At 57.1% G+C, this 22,964-nt stretch carries 32 protein-coding genes; 7 read left to right on the forward strand and 25 right to left on the reverse strand.

Going from position 1 to position 22,964, the window contains the following annotated elements:
• Positions 1-62: 62 nt before the first annotated feature.
• Positions 63-596 carry a metal-dependent hydrolase gene (locus tag E3E30_RS08935; protein WP_167729405.1) on the reverse strand — a complete coding sequence of 178 codons (534 nt, stop codon included), beginning with the start codon at positions 594-596 and terminating at the stop codon, positions 63-65.
• A 1-nt stretch (position 597) separates the two neighbouring features.
• Positions 598-1,794: an ATP-binding protein gene (locus tag E3E30_RS08940; protein ID WP_042692191.1), complete on the reverse strand. Its 1,197-nt coding sequence runs from the start codon at positions 1,792-1,794 to the stop codon at positions 598-600.
• Between the two features lie 60 nt (positions 1,795-1,854).
• Between E3E30_RS08940 and E3E30_RS08945 the strand changes: the two genes are divergently transcribed.
• The 5 genes from E3E30_RS08945 to E3E30_RS08965 are packed head-to-tail and all read left to right on the forward strand — an operon-like array spanning position 1,855 to position 4,247.
• Positions 1,855-2,337: a THUMP domain-containing protein gene (locus E3E30_RS08945; protein WP_167729287.1), complete on the forward strand. Its 483-nt coding sequence runs from the start codon at positions 1,855-1,857 to the stop codon at positions 2,335-2,337.
• Positions 2,338-2,361: 24 nt separating this feature from the next.
• Positions 2,362-3,060 (forward strand): SagB/ThcOx family dehydrogenase, encoded by a 699-nt coding sequence (locus tag E3E30_RS08950; protein ID WP_167729288.1) that lies wholly within the window; start codon positions 2,362-2,364, stop codon positions 3,058-3,060.
• Positions 3,053-3,229, forward strand: a complete 177-nt coding sequence (locus E3E30_RS08955) for a hypothetical protein (protein WP_167729289.1) — start codon at positions 3,053-3,055, stop codon at positions 3,227-3,229. Before E3E30_RS08950 ends, E3E30_RS08955 begins: the two co-directional genes overlap by 8 nt.
• A 48-nt stretch (positions 3,230-3,277) precedes the next feature.
• Positions 3,278-3,757 carry a ferritin family protein gene (locus E3E30_RS08960; protein WP_167729290.1) on the forward strand — a complete coding sequence of 160 codons (480 nt, stop codon included), beginning with the start codon at positions 3,278-3,280 and terminating at the stop codon, positions 3,755-3,757.
• Between the two features lies 1 nt (position 3,758).
• Positions 3,759-4,247: a ferritin family protein gene (locus tag E3E30_RS08965; RefSeq protein ID WP_042692202.1), complete on the forward strand. Its 489-nt coding sequence runs from the start codon at positions 3,759-3,761 to the stop codon at positions 4,245-4,247.
• On the opposite strand, the gene E3E30_RS08970 is transcribed toward E3E30_RS08965, so the two are convergent.
• The 23 genes from E3E30_RS08970 to E3E30_RS09080 all read right to left on the reverse strand — a co-directional run bounded on the left by E3E30_RS08970 (position 4,239) and on the right by E3E30_RS09080 (position 20,955).
• Positions 4,239-4,685, reverse strand: a complete 447-nt coding sequence (locus E3E30_RS08970; protein WP_042692204.1) for a 4Fe-4S dicluster domain-containing protein — start codon at positions 4,683-4,685, stop codon at positions 4,239-4,241. The two genes, E3E30_RS08965 and E3E30_RS08970, sit on opposite strands and share 9 nt — an antisense overlap.
• Positions 4,682-5,674, reverse strand: a complete 993-nt coding sequence (locus E3E30_RS08975) for a respiratory chain complex I subunit 1 family protein (protein WP_167729291.1) — start codon at positions 5,672-5,674, stop codon at positions 4,682-4,684. The genes E3E30_RS08970 and E3E30_RS08975 overlap by 4 nt, the downstream gene beginning before the upstream one ends.
• Positions 5,671-6,948 (reverse strand): nickel-dependent hydrogenase large subunit, encoded by a 1,278-nt coding sequence (locus E3E30_RS08980; RefSeq protein WP_167729292.1) that lies wholly within the window; start codon positions 6,946-6,948, stop codon positions 5,671-5,673. The genes E3E30_RS08975 and E3E30_RS08980 overlap by 4 nt, the downstream gene beginning before the upstream one ends.
• Complete coding sequence (locus E3E30_RS08985) at positions 6,945-7,511, reverse strand: NADH-quinone oxidoreductase subunit C (protein WP_167729293.1); 567 nt, start codon at positions 7,509-7,511, stop codon at positions 6,945-6,947. Before E3E30_RS08985 ends, E3E30_RS08980 begins: the two co-directional genes overlap by 4 nt.
• A complete protein-coding gene (locus E3E30_RS08990; protein WP_042692209.1) occupies positions 7,504-8,028 on the reverse strand; it encodes an NADH-quinone oxidoreductase subunit B family protein in 525 nt (174 codons plus the stop codon). The genes E3E30_RS08985 and E3E30_RS08990 overlap by 8 nt, the downstream gene beginning before the upstream one ends.
• Before the next feature lie 12 nt (positions 8,029-8,040).
• On the reverse strand, positions 8,041-8,388 hold the full coding sequence (locus tag E3E30_RS08995; RefSeq protein WP_167729294.1) for a hydrogenase: 348 nt from the start codon (positions 8,386-8,388) through the stop codon (positions 8,041-8,043).
• Between the two features lies 1 nt (position 8,389).
• The gene (locus E3E30_RS09000; protein ID WP_167729295.1) at positions 8,390-9,934 is read right to left on the reverse strand and encodes a proton-conducting transporter membrane subunit; all 1,545 of its coding nucleotides are present in this window, start codon (positions 9,932-9,934) and stop codon (positions 8,390-8,392) included.
• Positions 9,931-10,290, reverse strand: a complete 360-nt coding sequence (locus E3E30_RS09005; protein ID WP_042692213.1) for an NADH-quinone oxidoreductase subunit K — start codon at positions 10,288-10,290, stop codon at positions 9,931-9,933. The genes E3E30_RS09000 and E3E30_RS09005 overlap by 4 nt, the downstream gene beginning before the upstream one ends.
• Complete coding sequence (locus E3E30_RS09010; protein ID WP_240922661.1) at positions 10,287-10,745, reverse strand: Na(+)/H(+) antiporter subunit B; 459 nt, start codon at positions 10,743-10,745, stop codon at positions 10,287-10,289. Before E3E30_RS09010 ends, E3E30_RS09005 begins: the two co-directional genes overlap by 4 nt.
• Positions 10,742-11,038 (reverse strand): hydrogen gas-evolving membrane-bound hydrogenase subunit E, encoded by a 297-nt coding sequence (gene mbhE, locus E3E30_RS09015; protein WP_167729296.1) that lies wholly within the window; start codon positions 11,036-11,038, stop codon positions 10,742-10,744. The genes E3E30_RS09010 and mbhE overlap by 4 nt, the downstream gene beginning before the upstream one ends.
• Positions 11,035-11,298, reverse strand: coding sequence for a hydrogenase subunit MbhD domain-containing protein (locus E3E30_RS09020; protein WP_014122758.1), 264 nt, complete (start codon positions 11,296-11,298; stop codon positions 11,035-11,037). Before E3E30_RS09020 ends, mbhE begins: the two co-directional genes overlap by 4 nt.
• The gene (gene mnhG / locus E3E30_RS09025) at positions 11,295-11,666 is read right to left on the reverse strand and encodes a monovalent cation/H(+) antiporter subunit G (protein WP_042692216.1); all 372 of its coding nucleotides are present in this window, start codon (positions 11,664-11,666) and stop codon (positions 11,295-11,297) included. Before mnhG ends, E3E30_RS09020 begins: the two co-directional genes overlap by 4 nt.
• Positions 11,663-11,926 (reverse strand): cation:proton antiporter, encoded by a 264-nt coding sequence (locus E3E30_RS09030; RefSeq protein ID WP_042692218.1) that lies wholly within the window; start codon positions 11,924-11,926, stop codon positions 11,663-11,665. The genes mnhG and E3E30_RS09030 overlap by 4 nt, the downstream gene beginning before the upstream one ends.
• Positions 11,923-12,426 carry a monovalent cation/H+ antiporter subunit E gene (locus E3E30_RS09035; RefSeq protein ID WP_042692220.1) on the reverse strand — a complete coding sequence of 168 codons (504 nt, stop codon included), beginning with the start codon at positions 12,424-12,426 and terminating at the stop codon, positions 11,923-11,925. The genes E3E30_RS09030 and E3E30_RS09035 overlap by 4 nt, the downstream gene beginning before the upstream one ends.
• Before the next feature lie 197 nt (positions 12,427-12,623).
• Entirely contained in the window at positions 12,624-13,076 is a 453-nt protein-coding gene (locus tag E3E30_RS09040; protein WP_167729297.1) for a 4Fe-4S dicluster domain-containing protein, read from the reverse strand.
• Positions 13,073-14,134, reverse strand: coding sequence for an FAD-dependent oxidoreductase (locus tag E3E30_RS09045; RefSeq protein WP_167729298.1), 1,062 nt, complete (start codon positions 14,132-14,134; stop codon positions 13,073-13,075). The genes E3E30_RS09040 and E3E30_RS09045 overlap by 4 nt, the downstream gene beginning before the upstream one ends.
• Entirely contained in the window at positions 14,131-15,120 is a 990-nt protein-coding gene (locus tag E3E30_RS09050; RefSeq protein ID WP_167729299.1) for a formate/nitrite transporter family protein, read from the reverse strand. The genes E3E30_RS09045 and E3E30_RS09050 overlap by 4 nt, the downstream gene beginning before the upstream one ends.
• A complete protein-coding gene (locus E3E30_RS09055) occupies positions 15,117-15,488 on the reverse strand; it encodes a 4Fe-4S dicluster domain-containing protein (RefSeq protein ID WP_167729300.1) in 372 nt (123 codons plus the stop codon). The genes E3E30_RS09050 and E3E30_RS09055 overlap by 4 nt, the downstream gene beginning before the upstream one ends.
• Entirely contained in the window at positions 15,472-15,942 is a 471-nt protein-coding gene (locus E3E30_RS09060) for a 4Fe-4S dicluster domain-containing protein (RefSeq protein ID WP_167729301.1), read from the reverse strand. The genes E3E30_RS09055 and E3E30_RS09060 overlap by 17 nt, the downstream gene beginning before the upstream one ends.
• Positions 15,939-18,041, reverse strand: coding sequence for a formate dehydrogenase subunit alpha (gene fdhF / locus E3E30_RS09065; protein WP_206205127.1), 2,103 nt, complete (start codon positions 18,039-18,041; stop codon positions 15,939-15,941). Before fdhF ends, E3E30_RS09060 begins: the two co-directional genes overlap by 4 nt.
• 228 nt (positions 18,042-18,269) lie before the next feature.
• Positions 18,270-19,100 carry a Coenzyme F420 hydrogenase/dehydrogenase, beta subunit C-terminal domain gene (locus E3E30_RS09070; protein ID WP_167729303.1) on the reverse strand — a complete coding sequence of 277 codons (831 nt, stop codon included), beginning with the start codon at positions 19,098-19,100 and terminating at the stop codon, positions 18,270-18,272.
• Positions 19,097-19,783: a 4Fe-4S binding protein gene (locus E3E30_RS09075; RefSeq protein ID WP_240922662.1), complete on the reverse strand. Its 687-nt coding sequence runs from the start codon at positions 19,781-19,783 to the stop codon at positions 19,097-19,099. The genes E3E30_RS09070 and E3E30_RS09075 overlap by 4 nt, the downstream gene beginning before the upstream one ends.
• Complete coding sequence (locus E3E30_RS09080; RefSeq protein ID WP_167729304.1) at positions 19,783-20,955, reverse strand: nickel-dependent hydrogenase large subunit; 1,173 nt, start codon at positions 20,953-20,955, stop codon at positions 19,783-19,785. Before E3E30_RS09080 ends, E3E30_RS09075 begins: the two co-directional genes overlap by 1 nt.
• Positions 20,956-21,224: 269 nt before the next feature.
• On the opposite strand from E3E30_RS09080, the gene E3E30_RS09085 reads away from it, so the two are divergent.
• The gene (locus E3E30_RS09085) at positions 21,225-21,455 is read left to right on the forward strand and encodes a TRAM domain-containing protein (protein ID WP_042692243.1); all 231 of its coding nucleotides are present in this window, start codon (positions 21,225-21,227) and stop codon (positions 21,453-21,455) included.
• A 75-nt stretch (positions 21,456-21,530) separates the two neighbouring features.
• Positions 21,531-22,811, forward strand: coding sequence for a tRNA (N(6)-L-threonylcarbamoyladenosine(37)-C(2))-methylthiotransferase (locus E3E30_RS09090; RefSeq protein ID WP_167729305.1), 1,281 nt, complete (start codon positions 21,531-21,533; stop codon positions 22,809-22,811).
• Positions 22,812-22,964 lie beyond the last annotated feature (153 nt).

Here is a 22,964-nt window from a genome sequence, read left to right on the forward strand (position 1 = left end):
CCACCTCCGCGCTTTCCTAAAGTGGGTTATTTAAAAGCATTGTTGCCCAAAGATGGGTAAAACTAAACCAGCTTAACCGAGCGGTCGAGGGCTAGATGGAGGGTGTAGCCGAGGAAAGCACTCAAACCGACGAAGATTCCCTCGCCAGTTGACATCTTGAGGCCGTACTCGACCAAAAGGAACGCGAGCAGTCCGTAGATTCCTGCGAAGAGTAGCGAGTGGACGATTCCCCTGTGCTTTGGCATGAGCCACGTGAAGGCGTACCACGCTACGAGCCCTGCCAGGGCACCCGCGACCCACGAGACGACGGGGTCGAGCCACGCCGGGTTCATGTGAACGAATCCCCTGGCCCATAGGAAGACGGCGCTTCCGGCGGCGACGCTGACTATCGGCTTTGAGCCCCTGTGAATCAGCGCGTCCGGGTGGTCCATGTCGGGTAAATCGCTTCCCAGGACGTAGAACGCATATCCAAGGATTAGCGCCGTTGAGGTTAGCTCAATCGGTAGCTTGGCGTAAACTTTCAGGAGCTCCCCTATGAGCACCGCTATTGGATAAGTCACTATTCCGCTGAGCACGTGGGTATCGTAGTTCGGCAACTCACTCACCCTTCAGCTTCTCCGCCTGCCCCTCCTCTAAAAACTTTCTGACGTAGTCTGGAACCTTGTAGTTGCCCTTCGGGTCGCCGACGAGGAAGCCGAGCCTTATGAGCTCGTTCAGCTTGTCGTAGACCTGCATTCCCGGCTTCTTGACGACCTTGGCGACCTGTATGTAGCTCACCGGCCCGCCGTTGAACTCAAACACTATCGCCTCAACCAGGTCCTTGTACTCCTTCGGAATTCTCGTGAGGTACTCCTCAAGGCTCTTCGGTTCTTCGAGAATCGTCGTCACGACGTAGTCGTCAATCGGGTCGAACTTGTGCTTTGCGGACTCGCTTAGGACGTAGTGAAGGAGTCTTAAAATCTGCCTCGGGTTGCCCTTCCCGAGCTGGTGGATTAACCTTATCGCCTCCTCCGTGAAGGGATACAGCGGGTCGTCGGTGTCCCTTATGCGAACGCGGTTGAGCCTCTTCTTCACGAGCTCAAACGTCTCGTCAAGGCTCATCGGGCGGAGCTTGAACTCGTAGTGGAGGCGCATGAAGAAGGCGGGGAATATCTTCGTGTACTCCTCATAAGCTTCTGGAACGCAGGCGAAGGCAACGATACAGCCCTTCGGCATCGTGCTTATGAAGTGCCTCAGCATCTCGAAGAACTGAATCTTCTCGTGCTCCCTTGCGCTCTGCATGTTCTCCAGCTCGTCCAGGAGGAGCGCGCAGTAGGGATACTTGCTCATCTGCTCGACGAGGAGTTCAGCGATGTCCCTGCTCTTGTACTCCTTCGAGTCGCTGAGCATCTTCTCAAGCCTGTCGATGAATCCGAGCTTCCTGCTGAGGTTTTCGAGAAATATGTTCGTCCTGCTCTTGGGGGGCTTCAGCGCGTAGAAGATGTCGCGCGTGAGCTTGAGGATGTCGTTGGTATCGACTTTGACATATATCGCTTTGCCTTTGTTCTCCTCTATGGCCTTCGCGAGCGTTTTGAGCCTCTGCGTTTTACCCATTCCAAGAGGCCCGACGATGCTGAGCGCTATCGAGCTTTTGTTGCCTATTACCTCCGAAACAATCATCTGGAGGCGCATGTCTATCTCCTGATAAACGTGAATGCTCTCGACGTCGGTTATTCCTTCGCTGGCGAGCTGTTCAAAGGGATTGGCCGAGAGGCCGTAAACCTCGTATGACTGGTAAAGCTTAAGACCCTCCATTTCACCCACCGAAGTGTTTAAGGCCTTTCAATATAAAAACCTGTTCATCGGTGAGCGGAAATGATTCTCCTCGTAACGGCACCGCCCGGCAGGGAAGGCGACGCGATACTCGAACTGGAGTGGGCACTGGGAAAGGTGAGGGTTAAAGGAACGGACTGGCGGGGCGTCCTCCTCGCTGAAACTCCCCTACCAAAGGACGAGGCCCTTCAAAGGCTCAAAAACTTCGAGACGCAGGCTATACAGAGAGTAATCCCCATCGAAAGGCTCGTTCCGGCCAGGTGGGAGGAGATAGAGAAGGCCGTCCTTGAGCTGGGGAAAGCGATAGACGGAACCTTCGCCGTCCGCGCCAGGGTTCGCGGGAATAAACGGCTCTCCCAGAGGGAGCTCGAAATCAAACTTGGCTCGCTCCTCGTCGAGCGCTATAATCTAAAGGTCAACCTGAGCGAGCCCGATTACACGGTTATCATCGAGGTTTTGGGTAAGAAAGCCGGAATCGGCCTCGTCCGGAAGGGTGAGGTTCTCCGCTTCGAGGTGAAGGAATAAATAGTTCGGGTGCCAACTAATCACATGCTCCGGAAGGTTGCCTACCTGACCCTGGCACTGGCCCTCGTTCTCCCGCTGCTGCTAATCTTCAAGCCGGGCCCGAGGTTTGAGACCGTTGAGACGGCCTCGGGTGAGGTTGTGCCCCTTCCAGAGCCCCGTTTAAGGGGTGAGATGAGCGTTGAGGAGGCGATAGCGAAGAGGAGGAGCGTCCGCTCCTACCGTGACGAGCCCCTAACCCTTGAAGAGCTCTCCCAGCTCCTCTGGTCTGCTCAGGGAATAACGAGTTCAAAGGGCTACCGCTCGGCCCCGAGTGCGGGCGCTACTTATCCCTTCGAGGTCTACGTCGTCGTTGGTAAGGTTGAGGGCCTTGAACCCGGAATTTACCGCTACATCCCCGGGAAACACGCCCTTGAGCTGGTAAAGCCCGGTGACTATCGGATGGAGCTCCAGAGGGCCTGTCTCGACCAGGAATGGGTCGGTAGCGCCCCCGTTGACCTCGTTCTCGTCGCCTTCTACGAGAGGACAACTGACGTCTACGGTGAGAGGGGAATCAGATACGTTCACATGGAGGCCGGCCACATCGGCCAGAACATCTACCTTCAGGCAACCGCCCTCGGCCTCGGAACGGTCGCTGTTGGGGCTTTCCACGACGATGAGGTTGCCTCGCTCCTTGGAACTGAAGGTGCTCCGCTCTACGTCTTTCCGGTGGGGAGGCATGGTTGACCACAACACGCTCGGCTACCTCAGCTTCGCCCTCATGACCCTGGCCCTCGTCACCGGCCCCCTCTACTTTCTCTCGCCGAGGTGGAAGAGGGTTCTTTTGTACTTCCACGTTATCCTGGGCCTTCTAGCCTACATCGCGATGTTCCTGGCGATATGGCTCGTTCGCTGAGGAACAAAAGCTTATTAGGCCCGCCGACAAATTATTCCGGGGGTTGGAATGCTGGACGTCGATGAAGTCATCGAGAGACTCGGGAAGCTGAGCTACGAGGAGGCCTTGGCCTACTGGATAGCCAGCGAGCTGGAGGAGGCCGAGTTTTATCGCAAGCTGGCCGAGAGGGCTAAGAACCTTGGGCTTCCAGAGAGCCTCGTGGAGACTTTTCTCAGACTGAGCGAGGACTCCGAAAGGCATGCAGTTGAGCTCAGGGAGGAGTTCAAAGCCTCTTTCGGCAGGGAGCCGTCAACGGAAATCCCTCCTCTTGAAGTTTTACCAGTTCTCGACCGTTTTGAAAGGGCCGACCAGGTTAAGGAGGTCCTTGAAACCGCTATGGAGAGCGAGCTCATAGCGATGAACGCCTACAAAGCCCTCGCCGAAAAGGTTGGGGATGAGCGGTTAAGAGAACTCTACCTCAAGCTCGCCGACGTGGAGAGGGGCCACTACGAGGCCCTGAAGAGGGAATACGAACGGTTGGGTGGTTGACATGGTGGTTGAGGTTCTGGAAGAAATTAAGAAGCTCAACGAGCGCGAACTGCTCAGCTACTGGATTAAGGGTGAATACGAGGAGGCCGAGACCTACCTGAAGCTGGCGGAGAGGGCCAAGGAGCTCGGCCTTCCCAAGGAAGTCTACGAGACCTTTGAAAGGCTCGGCAAGGAGTCCAAGGGCCATGGCGACGAGCTCTACAAGATTTACCGGGAGAAATACGGCGACGAGTTGATTGAGGTGAACGTTCCGAGCGTTGAGGGAACCCACGTTCTCGGCAAGTTCTGGAAGGTCGAGGACCTCGAGGACGTTCTCATTAACGCTATGGAAGCTGAAAAGCTCGCCGAGACGATTTATCGGAAGCTGGCGGAGGAAACCGATAACGAGGAGCTCAAAAAGGTCTACCTCTACCTTGCGGACGTTGAGAAGGGCCATTACTCGGCATTAAAGGCCCTCTACGAGTGGAGAAAAAAGAAGGGGTTACTTTGACTCCTTTTTCTCGGTCTTGGCCTTCTCGGCTTTGGCCTTTTCCTTGGCCTTCTTCTGCTCCTCAAGTTTCTTCCGTATCTCCTCTATCTTCTCCTCCTTCAGGGGGATGAACTTGTCGTCGTAGTTGTCGTAGCTCGCGAGCAGAAACTCGTCGCTCATCTCCAGAGCTCCCGTCGGGCAGACGTCAACGCACTGGGCGCAGTAAACGCACCTTCCAGTCCACAGCGCCACCTTCCTGATGTCGGGCAGGTAAACGAAGACCCCCGCGGGACAGACGGTGACGCACATTCTACAGCCGACGCACTTGTCGACGTTGTACTTAAGCTGGCCCCTGAAGTTCTCTGGAACCGGCACCGGCTCGGTCTTCGGAAAGAGGTTGGTCGCTGGCTTCCTGACGAGGTTCCTGAGCACCGTTGGAACTAAGATAGGCGCCCTCACATTATCACCTCCATCGCAAGGAGGAGTGAGCCAACGAGAGACGCTAAGAAGACGTTCTTCCAGAGGAAGTCCACCGCCTGGGTTATCTTCAGCCTTCCGGTTACGGCCCTGAAGACGCTTCCGACGACGAAGAGCAGGATAAACACTTTCAGCGTGTGGAAGAGCAGGTTAACGACGTCCGCTGAGAGGCCCGTCAGGCCGAAGTAGCCCGCTATTCCCCAGGGGAAGAATATCGCGACCACCAGGGAAGCCGCTATATAGGCTTTGAGAGCCTTCGTCAGCTTGAGCAGTGCCAGATACCTTCCGCTGTACTCGACGAGCAGTCCCTCGGCTATCTCCTCCTCCGCATCCGGTATGTTGAAGAACCCGACCTCTATCTCGCTCGCCAGCCAGACGCAGAAGACGTAGAGGAGTATTATCGCTCCCACGAAGCTCATCGGCGTCCCTATCTCCCAGATGTTGTGCTGGTAGAATATGCCCATGCTGAAGGGCTTGTCAACGCCGAGCTTCCCGAGGCGCCACATTATGGCGAATATTGCCAGCATCATGGCCGGCTCCCTGGACACCATTATCGTCGCTTCCCTCGCCGCTCCGATTTTCGCGTAGGGACTGCCTGAGCTTATCGCTCCAACTATCTTGAAGAAGCTGATGAGGGCTAATAGGTAGATGAAGACGATGACGTCGCCCTTCGAAGCCAGTACCGGAGTAAAGCCCATCGGCGTGTAAGCCAGGAGCGCTATCGCCGTTGCCAGTGCCAGAACCGGGGCCGCTCTGAACATGTAGTTTGCCGTGTTCGGGACTATCGTTTCCTTGCTCATCAGCTTGAGGAAGTCGTAGAACGGCTGTATCAGCGGCGGCCCAACGCGCCTCTGCATTCTCGCAACTAACTTTCTGTCTATTCCCTCCCAGAGGAGCGAGGCCAGTGAGACGAAGCCGTAGAGCCCGAGAAGGCCTGCAATCGGATAGATGATGTTTCCCATGAGCATCACCTCGAACAGCCGAACCCTACAGGGGTTGGGTCTCCCTTCACGTCGGGATTAATCTCGCGCGTCTTCTTTATCGAGGCCTTCAGGAGGTCCTTTTCGGTCAGGATTCTCTTCTTGCCATCCTCGACCACCGCAACCCTGTCCGTACAGCTCAGACACGGGTCTATCGAGGCAACCGCCACCACGAAGTCCGCAACCTGGTCTCCCTTGACGCCCTCGGCGACCGCGAACAGGTTCGGGAACGTCGGTTCCCTCGGCTTCCAGCGGAGGGGCTTGTCGCTTCCCTTCTTTCCGCGGACGTAGTGAATCAGCTCACCCCTCGGCGCCTCGTACCTTCCAATGCCCTCTCCGTCCACCATTATCCTGAGCTTGGCGACGAGAACGTTGTCCTTGGGGAAGGTCTTGATTTTTCCATCTGGCATCTGGTCGAGGGCGTGCTCGATAAGCTCCAGACTCTGCCACAGCTCGCCTATCCTTACCGCCATTCTGTCAAATACGTCTCCCCTCGGCCTCTCCCCGGTAACGTCCTGGGGCATGACGGGCTTTATTCCCAAATCCGGATAAACGCCGAGCCTCTCGCTCCAGCGCGCGTCGTCGCGGATTCCGCTTCCCCTTCCCGTCGGACCGACGGCTCCCTGTTCCAGCGCCACGCGCTTGCTTATAACAGCGGTGTCCCTGAAACGGGCCTCTATCGTCGGGTCGTGGAGGAAGATGTCCTCAATCCGCGGGAAGACCTCTTTGTAATAGCGTATCATGTCGAGGATTATCTGCCTCCTCTTCTCGTCTATGTCCCTCCTGACGCCGCCTATGGTTACCATCGAGTAGTTGACGCGATTTCCGGCAACTGCCTCAAGCGTGTCCATGACCTTCTCACGGGCGAGCCAGGTGAGGTGGAGCACTGTATCGTAGCCTATGTCATGAGCTAAAACGCCGAGGTTGAGCAAATGACTGTGAATCCTCTCAAGCTCGCCGACGATTACGCGGATGTACTCTGCCCTCTCGGGCACCTCTATTCCGGCCGCTTCTTCAACGGCCCTCGTGTAGGTGTGGTTGTGGGAGAAACTGCATATCCCGCACATCCTCTCGGCCAGGTACATTATCTGGACGTAGTTCCTCCTGAGGGCTATCCACTGGATTCCGCGCAGGTTGTAACCGAGCTTGACGTCAACGTCAACTATCCTCTCGCCGTCGAGGGTGAGTATGAACTTCTCGGGCTCCTCCAGACCGGGGTGAATCGGACCGAAGGGTATCTTGACCCAGTATTCAACTTTGGTCATTTCTTAGCACCTCCCTTGAGGTAATAGGGGTGGCCTGCGTTGTGCACCATCTCCTCGGGAACGCCCTTGTCGTCGAGGCGGAGTGGATAGATGCCTTCGGGGAAGTCCTCCGGCAGGAAGAGCCTCCTCTTGTCCGGTGCATTTTCAAAGTCTATTCCGACCATCTCCATTCCTTCCCTCTCGAACTGGAGGGCTATCGGAAAGATATCGCTGATGTCCGGGAGCGTTGGGTCGTCCTTCGGCGCGTGGACGTCTATGAGCAGTGAAACGGCAGGGGCGTCGTCGTAATAAATCACGAGGTGACTGAGGAAGCCCAGGTCGTCCCCCCAGTCCTGCTCGATGCCTATCGAGTAGTGGGCCTCGCCGTCAAGCGTTTTTATGAACCTCATCAGCTCGCGGTAGCTTTCCCTGTCGATTCTCACCCAGACCCTCTCGCGCCCCCACTTGTTGGTCTTGACCTCAACCTGGGCGTTTGGAAAGCGTTCCGCTATCGCCTTCGCGACTTTCTCGGCTTTGGTGGGCTCTTTAACCTCGTTCGCCTCGTTAATGGGATTATCATTCATGTTCCTCCCCTCCCGGGACTTCTCCTTTCAGGATTTTAGCCAGCTTTTCCAGTGCCAAAACAACCCCATGTAGTATTGCCTCCGGTCTCGGCGGACAGCCCGGAACGTAAACATCTACGGGAATCACGTTGCTCAGCGGTGCGTTGGTGAAGGGGCTCTCGTAGAACACGCTTCCGCCCGTTGGGCACGAGCCGACAGCTATTACTATCTTCGGCTCTGGGGTCTGCTCGTAGACGAGCTTGACCCTCTCAAGGCTCTGGTTGGTTACTGGCCCGGTTACGAGGAGTATGTCCGCATGTCTTGGACTGCCGACGAGCTTGACTCCAAAGCGCTCCGCGTCGTAGCGTGGCGTTAGAGCGGCTATGATTTCGATGTCGCAACCGTTGCACGAGCCCGTGTTCACGTGGAAGACCCAGGGGGATTTTCCGATGTAGCGACACAGCTGGGCGATTCTCTTCTCAAGCCTCTCGCGCTCCGATGAGTTTGAACCGCCGTTAGCGGGAACTTTGATGCTCACTTTCTCACCTCCTCAACCCCATATCAGTATCACGCCCATCACGAAGGCCGTAACGATGACGAGGTAGCTCACGTAGTCGGTCAGCAGTCCGGTGTGGTCGGCCTTGAGGACGGTGAAGAAGCGCTTGAGTGCGTAAGTTAGCCCCCACATGACGTTTCTTCCCGTGTAGTGGCCCTCAAGGTGTTCGAAGCCCGGAATAACCTTGTCCGGGTCCTCACCGCTGATGAACATCTTCGTCCCGTCGCCAACTTCTTTCGTTCCCATTCCGCTCCTCTTCGCCCACTGGTCGAGGAGGTAAGCTAATATGAGCCCGACGATGAAAACGAGGACGAAGTAAAGTGCATCCCAGTAGCCGAACATTTCACGCACCCCCCAGGACCGCGCTTATGTATGCCAGCTGGTTCTCAAGGGCCTTGACGGCTGGAATCATGACCTTGTCGCTTATCTGCCAGGGGAAGAGTCCCATGACGACTATCGCGACCGCGAGGATTATTATGGGCCAGAGCATGCTTCCCTCGGGGTCTCTGGCCTTCATGACCCTCTCGTTCGGCCTGCCGAAGAAGGTGTAGAGCACCTTGACGTATGCTGCCGTACAGAATGCCGTTCCGATTATCGCTATCGCACCGAGTATCGGGTTGAATATGGCAGAACTCTCGTATATGAGCCACTTGCTCGCGAAGCCGTTTAGCGGCGGCATTCCTATTATCGCGGCCGCCCCGATGAGGAAGGCGAAAGTTGTCTTCGGCATGGTCTTAGCTAAGCCGCTCAGCTCGTTGAGGTCCCTCGTGCCGAGCTGGTGAATCACAACGCCCGCGATGAGGAAGAGGAGGGCCTTCATGAGCGCGTGGTTGAAGGTGTGGTAAATCGCTCCCGCCATTGCTATCTCTCCCGTCTGGCTTCCATAAGCGGCTAAGCCGATTCCGAGGCCGAGGAGAATGTAGCCTATCTGGCCGACCGAGGAGTAGGCGAGAAGACGCTTCATGTCGTTCTGGATTACCGCCATCGCGTTGCCGACGATGAGGGTTATGCATGCGAAGATTATGATGACCCAGCCGACTGTCTTCATGCTGACGCTGTGCCCGTAGATACTGAAGAGTATCCTCGCCAGGGCGTAGATTCCGCCTATCTTTATGACGAGACCCGAGAGCATCGCGCTTATCGAACTCGGCGCGGCCGGGTGCGCGTCTGCCAGCCACATGTGGACTGGAGAAGCACCGCTCTTGAAGAGGAGTCCCGCTATGAAGAGGGCCAGTGCGACCTTCGCCGTAACGGTTGGGTTCTGGGCGAGCTTAACTGCCAGATAGCTCATCGTCAGCGTTCCGTACTGGCCGTAGAGGAGCGCTATGCCGAGCAGGATGAAGGCGCTCGCTATCGAGCCGACGAACATGTACTTGATGCCGGCTTCAATGCCCTCCCAGGTGTCGTTCCTAAAGGCCACCAGCGCGTAGCTCGCTATACTCATGATTTCGAGGAAGACGTAGAAGTTGAAGAGGTCGCCGGTTATCGCTATGCCCAGCATTCCGAGTTCGAGGATTATGATGAGGGTGTAGTACTTGTCGAGGCCGGTGTCGTGCTTCATGTAGCCGAGGGAGTAAACCACCGCGAGGAAGCCCACGAGCGTTACCATGAGAACCATTATCGCGCCGAAGAGGTCGACCTCCCAGACTATCCTTATCGGGAAGCTGACGCCCTGGCCGAGCGGGCTCTTGGCTCCGAGGGTGTAGACGAGTATACCATTCTCCCAGACCGAGTAGAAGAGCGCCGAGCCCACCGCTAAGGTGGCGCCGCTGATTATGACTGCCCACGCCTCCCTCGCCTTCCTGCCGAGGAGGTTCACTATCGGCATCGAGAACGCTCCGAAGAGCGGGATGATTATGAGGTAGGGTAAGATTGCTTCCCCGTTCATCCCCTCAACCTCCTTAGAGCTCTCACGTCAAGGGTTCCGTAGTGGCGGTAGGCGTTTATCGTCAAAGCGACCGCGAGCGAGAGCACACAGACGCCGATGACTATGCTCGTAAGCACTAAGGCCTGTGGGAGCGGGCCGACCATCGGGCTCTTCAGCGTCTCGTAGCCGGTGTAAATCGGTGCGGTCGGGATTTCGTTGAGCTCTATGCGGTAGCCGAGGCTTATGAGGAGCAGGTGTATTCCGGAGTCTATGATGTCCAGGGCAAGAATCAGCTTGATGAGGTTCCTCTTCGCGAGGAAGGCGTATATCCCAAGGACTATGAGCAGGAAGGCCGTGATGAACTGAAACTGAATCATGACTTCCACCTCCTGTAGAGCGCTATCGCGGTCAGCGCGCTGACGAGGCCCGTGAAGACCTTAAGGCCGACGGCGAGGTTCATTATCGGCAGGAATCCGGCGGAGAGAAGCGTTCCGGGCTTTCCGTTGAAGAACGGGCCGTTGTGCCAGAGCGTGTTGTAGAAGAACGCCACGCTCATGCCGAGCATCGCGGCGCCGAGGAAAACGAGACCGCCGATACCCTCGAGAGCCGAGTACAGGCTCTTGTTGTAGTGCTTCTTCATCTCGTCGAGGCCGAAGGAGACGAGGAACAGTATCCCCGCTCCGGCTATCGTTGCTCCTCCCTGGAAGCCACCTCCCGGTGTCAGGTGACCGTGCATGACGATGTAGGCTCCGAAGATACCTATGAGCGGGATTATCGCCCTCGCCGAGGTCTTGACGATGAGCCCCATATCGCTACCGCACCTCGGCCTCATTTCTCATCCCTCCTCCAGGGCCTCAGAAGAGCAATCGCGCCGGCTATGGCCGTGAACAGGACGGTCGCCTCTCCAATCGTATCGTAGCCACGGTAGTCGAACACTATGTCGGTGACTATGTTCGTACCGCCGACTTCCTGGACGCCATGTTCGATGTAGTAGTTGTCCGTATACCTCAGGGTGAGCCACTCCTTTCCCCCGGGCCCGAACTTGAGGCCGTAGTTGGGGTTCGCAACGTAGAGGAGCGCCCCGAGGATGAAGAGCAGTGAGAGGTAAGCGATTGTTCTCTTCACGGTTCCACCTCCCATCTCTCGGTCTTGGCTATGCCGTAAACCACAACCGCCGTAACGACTCCCGCACCGACCGCCGCCTCGGCTATCGCAACGTCCGGGGCGTGGAGCATGTAGAACTCGAGGCTGAGGAGCAGGCTCATCGCCGCGGACATGAGTGCAGCGGCGAGCAGGTCTCTAAAGCGAATCGTGAGGTAAGCCGTGATGAGAACGCCGATGAGTATTATCGCCTGAATCGCCATGTCAATCGTGAGGGCGTTCATTCCCCATCACCCCCAAGCTTCTCCTCGTAGGCGTCAACGACCGCTTTAGCCGGCTTGTAACCGCTCAGGTGCGCGGCTTTCGCTATTGCATGCGCTCCGACGGGGTTCGTGAGGAGGAGCGCCACGAGGGCAACGAAGCTGTGAAGGGCCATCTGGAGGTACTTGGGGTCGCCGGTGACGTGAAGCTGATAGAGGGCGTGGGTTACAACCGCTAAAACGGCGAATATCGTTCCGAAGGTTGTGCACTTGGTAGCTCCGTGAAGTCTGGTATAAACGTCCGGGAAGCGGTGGAGGGCTATGCTCCCGAGCATGTTGAATGTGATGTTTATCGCGAGGAAGGCGTAAATCAGGTATTCGACCGGGCTCATTCCAATCCCCCCTGCAGGTATCTCGCGATTATGAGCGTTCCGATGTAGCTGAGGAGCGCGTAGACTATCGCGATGTCGATGTAAATCGTCCTGTCGTAGGCCGCTCCGAGGAGAACCATGCCGGCAACCACGAGCGTGTTCAGCGTATCAACTCCGACGACCCGGTCTGGAACGCTGGGACCGAGGAGAACCCTGAGTATCGCCAGGAACGCTCCAATCGAGATTATCAGCGCCGAGTAGAAGAACACGGGCTCAATCATTTCCCCAACCTCCTGGCCCACTTCTCAAAGGGCCCCGCGACGGGTTCAGAGCTCTCGGGCCTTTCCAGTCCCTCCGGAATGTCAATCCAGTGGACGTAGAGGGCCTTCTCCTTCGGGCAGGCGTCTATGGTAAGGGTTCCCGGGGTGAGGGTTATCGAGTTCGCCAGAATCGTGTACTGGGCGTCCTTTTCGAGCTCAACCGGGACCTTGACGATTCCGGGCCTTATCTTTCCGGTTATGACGAGATAAGCTACGTGGAAGTTGGCCTTGACCATTCCCCAGAACAGGACCGGGACGTAGGCAATCCACTCGAGCCATCTTATCGGGTTCAGGAAGCGGGTTGATTCCTCCCCAACGATGTCCTTCGTCGCGTACGCTACTATCCCCGCGAATATTAGACCGGCTATCAGTTCCTGAGTGCTCCAGAGCAGTCCGTTCGTTCCCGCCGTTAAAACCAGCCAGGTGATGTAGGCGAAGACGAACGCGACTATGAAGGGCAAGCTACCACCTCCGCATTAACGCTTTTGTTTACTCTCGATTGGGACTTCTCTTTCCGGCTTAAAACGGTTTTCCAAAGCTCAGTTTGGCAAAAAAAGGTAGGAAACGCCTTGTTGTAAACCAAAGGTTTAGGAGCCCCCATGTTCTAACCTATGCAACGAAGAACTTTAACGGTTTTCGGTGAATAAAAATTGAAGAATCAGAGGTTGCGGGAAATTACCTCCGCCACCTTTGCCCTCTTCTCCTCCCCGCCGTCGGGGCCGTAGTAGATGGCATTGGCGGGACACATCTCGTGGCAGGCCGGCTTCAAACCCTCGGCCCTTCTCTCGGCGCACATGTCGCACTTGTAAACAACCCTAACGACCGGCTCGTAGCTTATCGCCCCGAACGGGCAGACCGAGAGGCACATAAGACAGCCTATGCACTTCTCCTCGTTGATTATGACCGCCCCGTCCTTATCGCGGGTGATGGCGTTTACTGGACATACCGCCATACAGGGTGCGTCGTCGCAGTGGCGACAGTTAATCGGGACGCCGACGCCGTTGCTCGCGAAAACCACCCTTATGTTGGGCCTTCCGTCGTGAATGAAGTCGCATACTGCCTCACAGGTCTCGCAACCTATGCAGGCGTTGAAATCCACGAGGAGCTTCATGCTCTCACCTCCATCAGCCAGAGGTGAACATCGCGAGCGGCGTAGAGGCCGTCTTTCGTTGCCCTGCCTACGAGTGAAGGGCCCAGAACAACGTCTCCGGCCGCGAAGATTCCCTCCCTGCTCGTCATGTGTCTCGAATCCACGACGATTCTGCCCTTTCTATCGGTCGCTATTCCGCAGTTCTCTCCGAATGGAGGCGTCGGCGTCTGCCCTATCGCGAAGACAATGTAATCCACGTCGACCGTGAACTCGCTTCCCTCGACCGGTATCGGCCTCCTCCTTCCGCTCTCGTCCGGCTCGCTGAGCTTTGTCCTGATGAGCTCCACGGCCTTGACCTTCCCGTTCTCGCCGATGATTCTCTTCGGCATCGTCAGTTCGAGCCACTCAACGCCCCTCTCGCGGAGGAGGTTTATCTCGTAGCTTCCTGCCGGGGCTTCTCTTATCGTCCTGCGATAGCTCATGTAGACCTTCTCGGCCCCCATCAGGAGGCTTTCAAGCGCGGCGTCGCAGGCCGTGTGGCCGGCTCCAACGACCATTACCCTCTTGCCCTCTATCTCGGGCACCTCGCTCCAGTCCATGTGGCCGAGCTTGGCGCTCTTTATCCTGAAGAGGTATTCCAGGGCCTTGAAGACGCCTTCAAGCTCTATTCCCGGAATATCTGCGAGCCAGGAGCGCCACGTTCCAGTGGCTATCAAAACGGCGTCGAAGTCCCTAACGAGCTCCTCAAAGTCAACGGTCTTCTCGACGAACTCGTCGCCCTCGTCCTTCCTCCCACCGGAGACGACCTTGACTCCCGTGTGGAAGACGACTCCCATGCGCTCTGCAAGGTCTCTGTAGCCAAGTCTGACCCTCTCCACCGGAATCCTGAACTCTGGAATCCCGAAGAGCATTAAGCCACCTGGCTCGGGCAGTTTGTCGTAGACGTGAACCTCGTGGCCCTTACAGGAGAGGTAGCCGGCCGCCGCCAAACCTGCGGGGCCGGCGCCTATTATCGCCACCCTCTTTCCCGTTGGTTCGGGACGTTTGAGGCAGTGGAAGGCGAAGTTCATGCCGTTCATCCTCTCACCCCCGGCTTTGCGATTCTCGCCAGGGCGAAGGTTCCGGCTATGTAGTAGACGCTCAGCACGAGCGGGAAGGCGTAGAGGTTGTTCTTGAGGGCGAGGGCTATTCCTGCTGGAATCAGGGTCGCGAGGACCCAGAAGGCCACGAAGACTACGGTGAAGTCCACTATCTCCTTCGCAAGCCTCCTGGCCGTTAGCTCCGGGTGGCTGAGGTACCAGTAGTAGAAGCTGACGAACAGGAAGCCTCCGATGGCGTTTCCAAGGGTTACTGGAATCAGGTTGTGGAAGAAGTTGGCCCAGTTTATAGCCCCGTTGCTGAGGAAGACGCCCATTGGTATTGCCCACATGTTGGCTATGGCGTGCTCGAAGCCTATGGCAACGAAGGCGAATATCGGGAACCATATTGCCAGTATCTTTCCTGCCCCGTCCTGGACCCTCGCCGACTGCCATATCGCGACGTTCACGAGCCAGTTACAGCCGATTCCGAGGAAGAGAAGGGCAACGAAGTCCTTGGAGACCTTGCCGTGCGCTATGGCGACTATCGTCTTTCCGAAGGTGTTCGGGTCTCCGACGTGGCCGAAGAGCCCGGTGAGCTGGACCGCCAGGAGTGCTATGAAGACCGAGCCTATGAAGTTGCCACCGTAGCTCCCGAACCAGTTGTAGAGGACACACCTGAAGTCTGCGTAGCCCTTGGCCTTTGCAGAGCTGAGGAACTGCACGTTGCCCGTCCACAGGTCGGCTCCCGCTAATATTACCGCGATTAAGCCGACCGGGAAGACCGCTCCGAGGAGGAGTTTGAAGGCTGAGGGGTTGTCGTGGAAGCCCGTGGCGGCTATAACAGCTAAAACGAAACCGAAGGCTATGTAAGCTCCGGCCATGAAGCCCGCGAAGAGCAACCTTCCCGGGGTCGTCTTGAACTTCGGGGTTGCCTTCTTCGCAATCCCCTCAAAGGTGGAGTCAACCCCGTACAGGATTTCGCTCATTCCAATCCCTCCCCGATTTTTCTTGCCGATTCAACCCTTCTGCAGGTTGAGCAGAGGAAAACGGTGAAATGGCCCATCTTCCGGGCCCATTCAACCTCCTTAACAGTGAAATCCGTCAGCCTTCCGCAGTTCTCACAGCGGGCCAGCTCGAAGGTGGCCGAGCTCTCCCCGCTCTCGTGGTTTGGGAAGCCCTTCACCGCGTTTACCGGGCAGACCTCAACGCAGAGCAGGTCACCGTCGCAGAGCCTCGGCTCGAAGGTTATCCGTCTAACCCCGTTTTCGTCCCTGTAGCTCAGGGCGCCGGTTTTGCAGGCCCTCACGCAGGCGAGACAGCCTATGCACCTGTCCCAGTCAAAGACCGGGCGCATTCTCAGACCTCCTGAGGGCGAGCCTCTCGGCGTAGGCCTTCCTTCTTCCCGCGGAGAAGTCGTTGGGCTCGACGTATCTCAAAGCCCCCGTCGGGCAGGTCTGGACGCAGAGCGGAAGCTTCCCCTCGGCCCTTCTCTCCGGGCATAGGTCGCACTTCACCATGACCTTTCCTGCAATCTCCGGAATCCCGAAGGGACAGGCCAGGAGGCACACCTCACAGCCTATGCACTTCTTAACGTCCACCATAACGGCCCCATCCTTGTCCCTGAAGAGCGCCCCGGTCGGACAGGCGTCTATACACGGTGCCTTCTCGCAGTGGCGACAGTTCAGCGGAACGGCCGAGCTTTCAAACTCGAAGACCGTTATGAAGCTCCTCCCGTGCTCCCTCTCGCAGGCAACCTCGCAGGCCCGGCAGGCTATGCACTTGCCGGGGTCGATTAGAATCCCGCTCAAGCTACCACCCCCTCGGCCCTCAGCTCCTCCAGAATCCGCCTCGCTTCGGCCTCCCCAACGGGCTTAACGCGGCAGGCGCAGGCTTTAGTGTCTGGAATCTTCGAGACAGGGTCGAGGGCGTCGTTGGTCAGGACGTTGACCCCCCAGTGCCAGGGAATAGCGACAACTCCGGGCTTCACAGCTTTGGTAACCTTCACCCTCGCGGCGTATCTCCCGCGCCTCGTCTCTATGAGTGCCCAGCCGTTGTCTTCAAGCCCGAAACGCCTTGCATCGCTCGGGTGGACCTCAAGGAACGGCTCCCTCCAGCGCTTCCTCAGGAGCTCGCTCCTTCCAGTCATCGTCAGCGTGTGGAAGTGCCCGACGTAGCGCGTTGTCGTCAGGATGAGCGGGTATTCATCGTCGGGCGTTTCGGCCGGCGGTCTGTGCTCGACGCTCGCCAGGTGGGCCTTTCCGTCCGGCGTTAGGAAGCGCTCGGTGTAGAGCAGGGGCGTTCCCGGGTGGTCTTCGCTCGGGCACGGCCAGTGGATTCCGGCAAGGTTGCTCTTCAGCCTCTCAGGCGTTATGCCCCTGTACTGGGGCGTGCAGGCGTTTATCTCCCTCAGAACGTCCTCCGCCGAGCGGTAGCCGAAGCCCTTCGGTCCATTCCCGGTGAAACCGAGGGCCTTTCCGACCTCGCTCACTATCCACCAGTCCGGCCTCGCCTCCCCGGGTGGTTCGATTGCCTTGAAGCTCCACTGCACGCGCCTCTCTGTGTTGGTGAGCGAACCCTCGTTTTCGAGCATTGAAGTTGCCGGCAGAACGATGTCCGCCAGTCTCGCCGTCTCGGTCGGGAAGATGTCCTGAACGACGAGGAACTCGAGCCTTCTAAGGGCCTTGACGGCGTTCTTTGAGTTGGCCTCGCTTATCACCGGGTTCTCGCCGACGATGTAGTAGGCCTTCAGCTTCCCCCTCAGAGCCTCGTGCGTCGCCTCGACCGTCGTAAGGCCGACCTCACCGCTCAGCTCAATTCCCCAGAACTCCTCGAAGAACCTCCTCTTTTCCTCGTCCGTAACTGCCTGATAGCCCGGGAAGACGTTCGGGAGAACGCCGAGGTCGCAGGCTCCCTGGACGTTGTTCTGCCCGCGCATTGGAGAGGCTCCGTTTCCGGGCTTCCCTATGTGGCCCGTGATTGCTATGAGAGTTGCAACTGCCCTGACGTTGTCGTAGCCGTGAACCGACTGCGTTAGCCCCATCGCCCACGTAACTACGGCGTTCTCGGCTTTTGCAAAGGTAACCGCCGCCTCCTCTATCAGCTCCGCGGGAACACCGGTTATCTCCTCGACCCTCTCGGGCGTGTACTTCTCGATGGTCTTCTTCAGCTCCTGGAATCCGACGGTTCTCCTCTCCACGAACTCCTTGTCGTGGAGGCCGTGCTTTATGATGACGTGCATCAGGCCGTTGGCGAGCGCTATGTCCGTTCCGGGGTAGAGCTGGAGGAAGATGTCCGAGAACCACGCAGTCCTCGTGTAGCGCGGGTCAACGACGATGACCTTCGCGCCCCTCTCCTTGGCCTTGATGACGTAGCGGAAGCCGACGGGGTGGGTTTCGGCGTAGTTGTGGCCCCAAATCATTATCACGTCCGCCTTCTCGATGTCGCGGTAGGTGTTGGTCATCGCCCCCGCTCCGAAGACGGCTTTCAAACCTGCGACCGTTGAGGAGTGGCATAGGCGGGCGCAGTGGTCGATGTTGTTGGTCCCGAGCATTCTGGCCAGCTTTTGAACGAGGTAGTTCGGCTCGTTGTAGGTCTTTGCCGAGCCGAAGAACATAAGCCCGTTGGGGTCGTCTCTGGCTATCTCCCTCAGCCTCTCGGCGACCTCTTTGATGGCCTCACCCCAGCTCACCTCGACGAACTTACCTTCTTCCTTCGCCTTCAGCGGTTTTCTAAGCCTGTCCTTCGAGAGCAAATCGAGGACGGCGTTGCCCTTTGGACAGAGGCTTCCGTTCTCGTTGGGGATGCCTGGTATATCGTCAGCGTAATCCAGCCTGTAACCGCTCGGCGTCCGCTCGATGTAGAGCCGACAGCCGACCCCACAGTAGGGGCACACGACGGGGACCTTCAAGCTCCCACCCCCATGAACAGATATGTCCACGTGCACATTTTTGTTCCCTCATTCCGAAGTTCACCGAAGAATTTAAAACGCTTTTCCAAATCCTCGGTTCCAAACAAAAGGTGTTATACGGCCTTCTTTCGCCGAAAAAAGCTCGCAAAAAGCTTTTTTGTATTCCCTTTCCGGGATGGAAAACAAAAGTGTTTAACGAATCTGCCAAAAAATAAAGGCTCAAAAGGTTCAGAGGAGCTGGGCCATGTTCCTCTGGGCCCTCGCGAGCTTCTCTCTCGCCTTTTTGAGCACGTCGCCGAGCACGTGGGAGCCGTCGCGGAGTTCAAGGTAGCCCTCCTTCTCGGCTCCCCTGACGAGCTCTTCACCGCGCTGGTTCCTCGTTATCAGCACTGTCCAGCCGGGTTCGCTCTCGACGAAGCCCGCCGAAACGTCGCTCCACACCCCGGTGTAGTCGGAGCATACCAGACAGCCCGTCTGGAGGTAGGAAAAAGCTTCCTTCAGCGGTATCGCGAGAACGCCTGTCTCCCTGTGGATTTCGAGGAATTCTCTTGAGAGCCTTATGTCCTCTATCTCCTCGGCCCTGACGCCGTACTTGACGCGCAGGTAGTTCAGGAACGCCTCGAAGGCGAAGGTGCCCATGCAGAACAGGCTGACGATGTACTTAATCCTGTTGCCGAAGTCCGTTTCGAGTATCGGAAAGTCCCTCATCTGACCGAAGAACTGCGCCTGGCAGGGAAGACAGACAACCGCGACCCTCTTCAGGTCTTCCTCCTCTATCTTCGCCTTAATCCTCGCCGCGAACGGGACTATGCTCCAGCGGTTTCCCGCGGTTTCGAGGAGCTCTTCCTTCGTCCTTGCAACGACGGCCTCGCCTTCAAGGCCCTTCGTCCTCTTCGCGGTAACTACACCCTCTATGAGGTCCTTTTCGAGGGCGTAGGTGAGCATCGCAGTAACAGCGCCGCCGCTTGCGACCTTCCGTTTCAGTATCTCTTCGTCGGTTGCCCTGCCGAGGTAAACGGCCCTAATCTGGCCGAGAAGGGTTTCCCCAACGGGCATCATGTCTTAACACCCCCGAGGCATATAATCTGGCTCGCGCGCGGACAGCGGATGTAGCAGGTTCCACAGCGTATGCACCTCTCCTGGGCCAGGGTCGGCCTCTTGTCTATGAGCTTGATGGCCCCGGTCGGACAGGAGAGCTCGCAGGCTCCACAGCCTATGCAGAGGCCCGTTAGAACGACGTCGTCGATGAGGTCGAACCCGCTGAGCTTCTTCACACCTGCCGTAACCTTAAACAGCTTGAGCCTCGTCTCGTTTCCTGCCATGAAGTACTTGAAGAATGACTGGAGCATCTGGGGCGTCGGCGGACAGCCCGGTATGGAATAGTCAACCTCTATGACGCTGTTTATCGGCTGGAAGTTCCTGTGGTCCGGCCTCGGCGCCTGACCGCCACGGCAGAAGCGCAGTATTCCTCCCAACGCCGCGCACGAACCGAATGCAACGACGACCTTGGCCTTCTCCCTTATCTCCTTCAGCTCCTCTCCGATTCTCGGCTCGTTCATGCAGACGCCGCCGGTTATGAGGGCCACGTCGTACTCGTCGTACATGCATTCCCCGTCGCGGAGGTAGGATATGTCGAGCTCTACGCTATCCATGAGCTTGGGGTAGGCCCTGATGATGCTCACGTTACAGCCCTCACAACCGCCTATATCAACGTGAAGGACCTTCAGCTTCTCCATAACCATCACCTCATCCTCACGACGTGGGTCGTGCAGGGGATGCACGGGTCGTAGAGCCTCATAACTGCCTCCGCCGCCTTAACGCTCAGCCCCTTCGCCATCTCCTCCATAACCGGGATGTTGAACATCGTCGGGACGACTATTTTCGAGCTGACCACGCGCCCCTCCTCGCCGAGCTCAAGGTAGTGTATCAGCGTCCCCCTCGGCGCCTCGTAAACGCCGACTCCCCTGCCCGGGCCGAAGGTGATGTTTTTGACCCTGAAGGCTTCGTTCATGTCAATCTCGTCGAGAATCTCTCCCAGACGGAGGATTGCGAGCTCTGTATCGAGAACCCTCGCGAGGTGGATTCCGTAGAGAGAATCGTCCTTGAACTCGCGGTAGGTCTTCATCCTCGCCCTCGGGCCGGCCTCGACCTTCTTTCCGTCATAGAAAGCAACGAGCGTCGTTGATTCCCTCGCTGGTTCCTCCTTCCTGAACTCGTAGTAGGGCATCGTCTCCACTTTGTCAGTCCTTATGTTGTAGCGGTCGCCGTAGAAGAAACTGCTCGCGAGATAGGGCATCTCCCTCCTCGCTTCCCTAAGCTCCTCCGCTATCTCGGTCTGGACGTCCTCGTCGAGGAGAACCTCCTTCAGCTCTTCCCAACTCTTCATGAGGTCTGGGAACCTCGCCTTCAGGTTGTTGAAGACGCTCCACTTCGGAACGCGGAGCATTCCGCCTATCGTCAGGTTCGGCGGGTGCGTCGCGGCGCCACCGAGCTTGAGCAGGTAGTCGCTCACCTTGGCGTGGAAGTCCATGAGCTTGAATAGCACCTCGTTCCTTTTTTCCTCCCGTATCAGGTCTCCCGCCATCATGAGGAACTGGAGCGTGTGGCTCTGGGCCCTGTTTATTAGCCCCAGCGCTTCCCTCATGAGCAGGCCGTTCCTCGGAGGGGCTATTCCTATCGCGTGTTCGACCGCTTCCACCGCCGCGATGCCGTGGGACGCGTGACAGAGGCCACATATCCTCATGACCGCCTCGACGGCGAAGAGCGGGTTCTTCCCTATCACCATCTTCTCGAAGCCCCTGACCGGCGCGGTCGCGATGAAGAGCGCATCCTGAACGGTTCCGTCCTCCTCGTAAAGTATCAGCTTCGCCTCGCCCGCGACGCGACAGACCCTGTCAAGCCTGACCTCGCCCAAGGTATCACCCCCAAAACTTGAATTTCATCTCACCCGTTATTGTGTAATCGGCTTTTGATAAAAGGGTTTCCTGAACCGAAGGTTTGGAACCGGGGATTCTCGTCAAAACACCACCAAACGCCCTTATTTTGAAAAACGGTTTTGTTTTCCTTTTCAAGAACGGCAAACGGACGCACCCAAAGCTTTATATACCCTCGAACCTACTTCCCAACGGGACTCTTCTCGGAGTCTTTCGGGAAGGTTCCAGAAATGTGTAGGTTGTGTTGTGTATGTACGGAGACAGGTTTGGTGGATATGGAAGGGACTACGGAAACGAAGCCCCGGTTAAGGTTGGAGAGCGCTACACCGTTAAGATTGAGAGCCTTGGTAAGGGCGGCGATGGAATCGCCAAGATTCAGGGCTTCGTGATATTCGTCCCGAACACCCAGGTTGGAGACGAGGTTGAGATTGTGATTAACTCCGTCAAGAGGAAGTTCGCCTTCGCCTCGGTCATCGAGTGATTCTTTTCCCTTTCCTACTCTTATTCCCAGTTCTGAACCATATATTTTTTAAGGCCCTCCTTGGAGCGCCCACCGATGGTTAAAGTTCACGTCGAGAGCTACGGCTGCTCAAGGAACAAAGCTGATGGCGAGATAATGGAGGCCCTCCTTCTGAAAGCGGGCCACGAGTTAGTCGAGACTCCGGAGCAGGCCGATTACGTTGTCGTCAACACCTGTGCGGTTAAAGACCCGACCGAGCTCAAGATGGCGAAGAGGATTAGGGAGCTCCTCAATTCCGGGAAGAGAGTAATCGTTACCGGCTGTCTCGTCCACGTCAACCCCGATGTAATAGACCCGCGCGTTTCGGGGATTTTAGGCGTTAAGAGCATAGACAGAATCGCCGAGGCGATTGACGTTGCCGAGCGCGGTGGAAAGCTCGTCAGCGTGGAAGGCTGGCGGGAAAGAAACCCCGACAAGCTCGAACTCCCGAGGCTCTGGAAGCCCGGCGTCGCCTTCGTGGTTCCCATAAGCGAGGGTTGCCTCAACGCATGCACCTACTGCGCGACGCGCTTCGCCCGCGGGGTTCTCAAGAGCTACAAGCCAGAACTCGTCGTCAAATGGGTGAAGGAAGCCCTAGCAAGGGGTTACAGGGAGATTATTCTATCGAGCGAGGACACCGGTTGCTACGGCTTCGACATCGGGACGAACTTAGCTAAGCTCCTTGACGAAATAACGGCCATCGAAGGGGAGTTTCGAGTTAGGGTCGGCATGATGAACCCCAACCACGTCCTCAAGTTCCTCGACGAGCTGATTGATGCCTATCAGGACGAAAAGGTTTACCGCTTCCTCCACCTGCCTGTCCAGAGTGGCGACAACGAGGTTCTCAGGAGAATGGGGAGAACATACACCGTTGAGGAGTTCGAGGAGATAGTTCGTGCCTTCAGGAAGGAGATTCCGGAATTGAACCTCAACACCGACATCATCGTTGGCTTCCCTGGGGAGACCGATGAGGCCTTCCGGAACACGGTCGAGCTTGTAAAGCGGATTAAGCCGGACAAGATTAACGTCTCCCGCTACTCAGCAAGGCCGGGAACGATAGCGGCAAGGTGGAAGCAGTTGCCGGGCTGGCTCGTCAAGGAGCGCTCGAGGCTTTTGCACCGCCTGAGGCTTCAGATAGCCTACGATATAAACAGGGCTTACGTCGGCAGAACCGTCGAGGTTCTCGTCCACGGCCCGGGCAAAAAAGGGGGAGTGGAGGGGAGAACCTTCAACTACAAGGAGGTAATCCTCGACTCGGGCAGTGCCGGGGAGTTCATTGAGGTCAAGGTCACTTGGGCCGGCTCCACTTACCTAAGGGGCGTTCCTGTGGAGGATTGAGTTTTCTTGACGTCTCTTTGGGGATTTCTCAAGAACTTCTGGTTTTAATTGTGTTCAATCTAATGCAGAAATCGAACCATTAGGGTTCATTTTAGAAAACTATTTATACCACAGCCTCCAAGTGGGAAGGGAAGCTCAAACGGAGGTGGCTTG

Origin of the sequence: Thermococcus sp. 9N3, assembly GCF_012027685.1 — an archaeon.
In the GTDB taxonomy this organism is placed as follows: domain Archaea; phylum Methanobacteriota_B; class Thermococci; order Thermococcales; family Thermococcaceae; genus Thermococcus; species Thermococcus nautili.

Bases quoted from the DNA above. Each gene is read 5' to 3' on its own strand.
- E3E30_RS08940 (WP_042692191.1), bottom strand. From the start codon at position 1,794: ATGGAGGGTCTTAAGCTTTACCAGTCATACGAGGTTTACGGCCTCTCG.
- E3E30_RS08945 (WP_167729287.1), top strand. From the start codon at position 1,855: ATGATTCTCCTCGTAACGGCACCGCCCGGCAGGGAAGGCGACGCGATA.
- E3E30_RS08950 (WP_167729288.1), top strand. From the start codon at position 2,362: ATGCTCCGGAAGGTTGCCTACCTGACCCTGGCACTGGCCCTCGTTCTC.
- E3E30_RS08955 (WP_167729289.1), top strand. From the start codon at position 3,053: ATGGTTGACCACAACACGCTCGGCTACCTCAGCTTCGCCCTCATGACC.
- E3E30_RS08960 (WP_167729290.1), top strand. From the start codon at position 3,278: ATGCTGGACGTCGATGAAGTCATCGAGAGACTCGGGAAGCTGAGCTAC.
- E3E30_RS08965 (WP_042692202.1), top strand. From the start codon at position 3,759: ATGGTGGTTGAGGTTCTGGAAGAAATTAAGAAGCTCAACGAGCGCGAA.
- E3E30_RS08980 (WP_167729292.1), bottom strand. From the start codon at position 6,948: ATGACCAAAGTTGAATACTGGGTCAAGATACCCTTCGGTCCGATTCAC.
- E3E30_RS08985 (WP_167729293.1), bottom strand. From the start codon at position 7,511: ATGAATGATAATCCCATTAACGAGGCGAACGAGGTTAAAGAGCCCACC.
- E3E30_RS08995 (WP_167729294.1), bottom strand. From the start codon at position 8,388: ATGTTCGGCTACTGGGATGCACTTTACTTCGTCCTCGTTTTCATCGTC.
- E3E30_RS09000 (WP_167729295.1), bottom strand. From the start codon at position 9,934: ATGAACGGGGAAGCAATCTTACCCTACCTCATAATCATCCCGCTCTTC.
- E3E30_RS09005 (WP_042692213.1), bottom strand. From the start codon at position 10,290: ATGATTCAGTTTCAGTTCATCACGGCCTTCCTGCTCATAGTCCTTGGG.
- E3E30_RS09010 (WP_240922661.1), bottom strand. From the start codon at position 10,745: ATGAGGCCGAGGTGCGGTAGCGATATGGGGCTCATCGTCAAGACCTCG.
- E3E30_RS09020 (WP_014122758.1), bottom strand. From the start codon at position 11,298: ATGAACGCCCTCACGATTGACATGGCGATTCAGGCGATAATACTCATC.
- mnhG (WP_042692216.1), bottom strand. From the start codon at position 11,666: ATGAGCCCGGTCGAATACCTGATTTACGCCTTCCTCGCGATAAACATC.
- E3E30_RS09030 (WP_042692218.1), bottom strand. From the start codon at position 11,926: ATGATTGAGCCCGTGTTCTTCTACTCGGCGCTGATAATCTCGATTGGA.
- E3E30_RS09040 (WP_167729297.1), bottom strand. From the start codon at position 13,076: ATGAAGCTCCTCGTGGATTTCAACGCCTGCATAGGTTGCGAGACCTGT.
- E3E30_RS09045 (WP_167729298.1), bottom strand. From the start codon at position 14,134: ATGAACGGCATGAACTTCGCCTTCCACTGCCTCAAACGTCCCGAACCA.
- E3E30_RS09050 (WP_167729299.1), bottom strand. From the start codon at position 15,120: ATGAGCGAAATCCTGTACGGGGTTGACTCCACCTTTGAGGGGATTGCG.
- E3E30_RS09055 (WP_167729300.1), bottom strand. From the start codon at position 15,488: ATGCGCCCGGTCTTTGACTGGGACAGGTGCATAGGCTGTCTCGCCTGC.
- E3E30_RS09070 (WP_167729303.1), bottom strand. From the start codon at position 19,100: ATGATGCCCGTTGGGGAAACCCTTCTCGGCCAGATTAGGGCCGTTTAC.
- E3E30_RS09075 (WP_240922662.1), bottom strand. From the start codon at position 19,783: ATGGTTATGGAGAAGCTGAAGGTCCTTCACGTTGATATAGGCGGTTGT.
- E3E30_RS09085 (WP_042692243.1), top strand. From the start codon at position 21,225: ATGTACGGAGACAGGTTTGGTGGATATGGAAGGGACTACGGAAACGAA.
- E3E30_RS09090 (WP_167729305.1), top strand. From the start codon at position 21,531: ATGGTTAAAGTTCACGTCGAGAGCTACGGCTGCTCAAGGAACAAAGCT.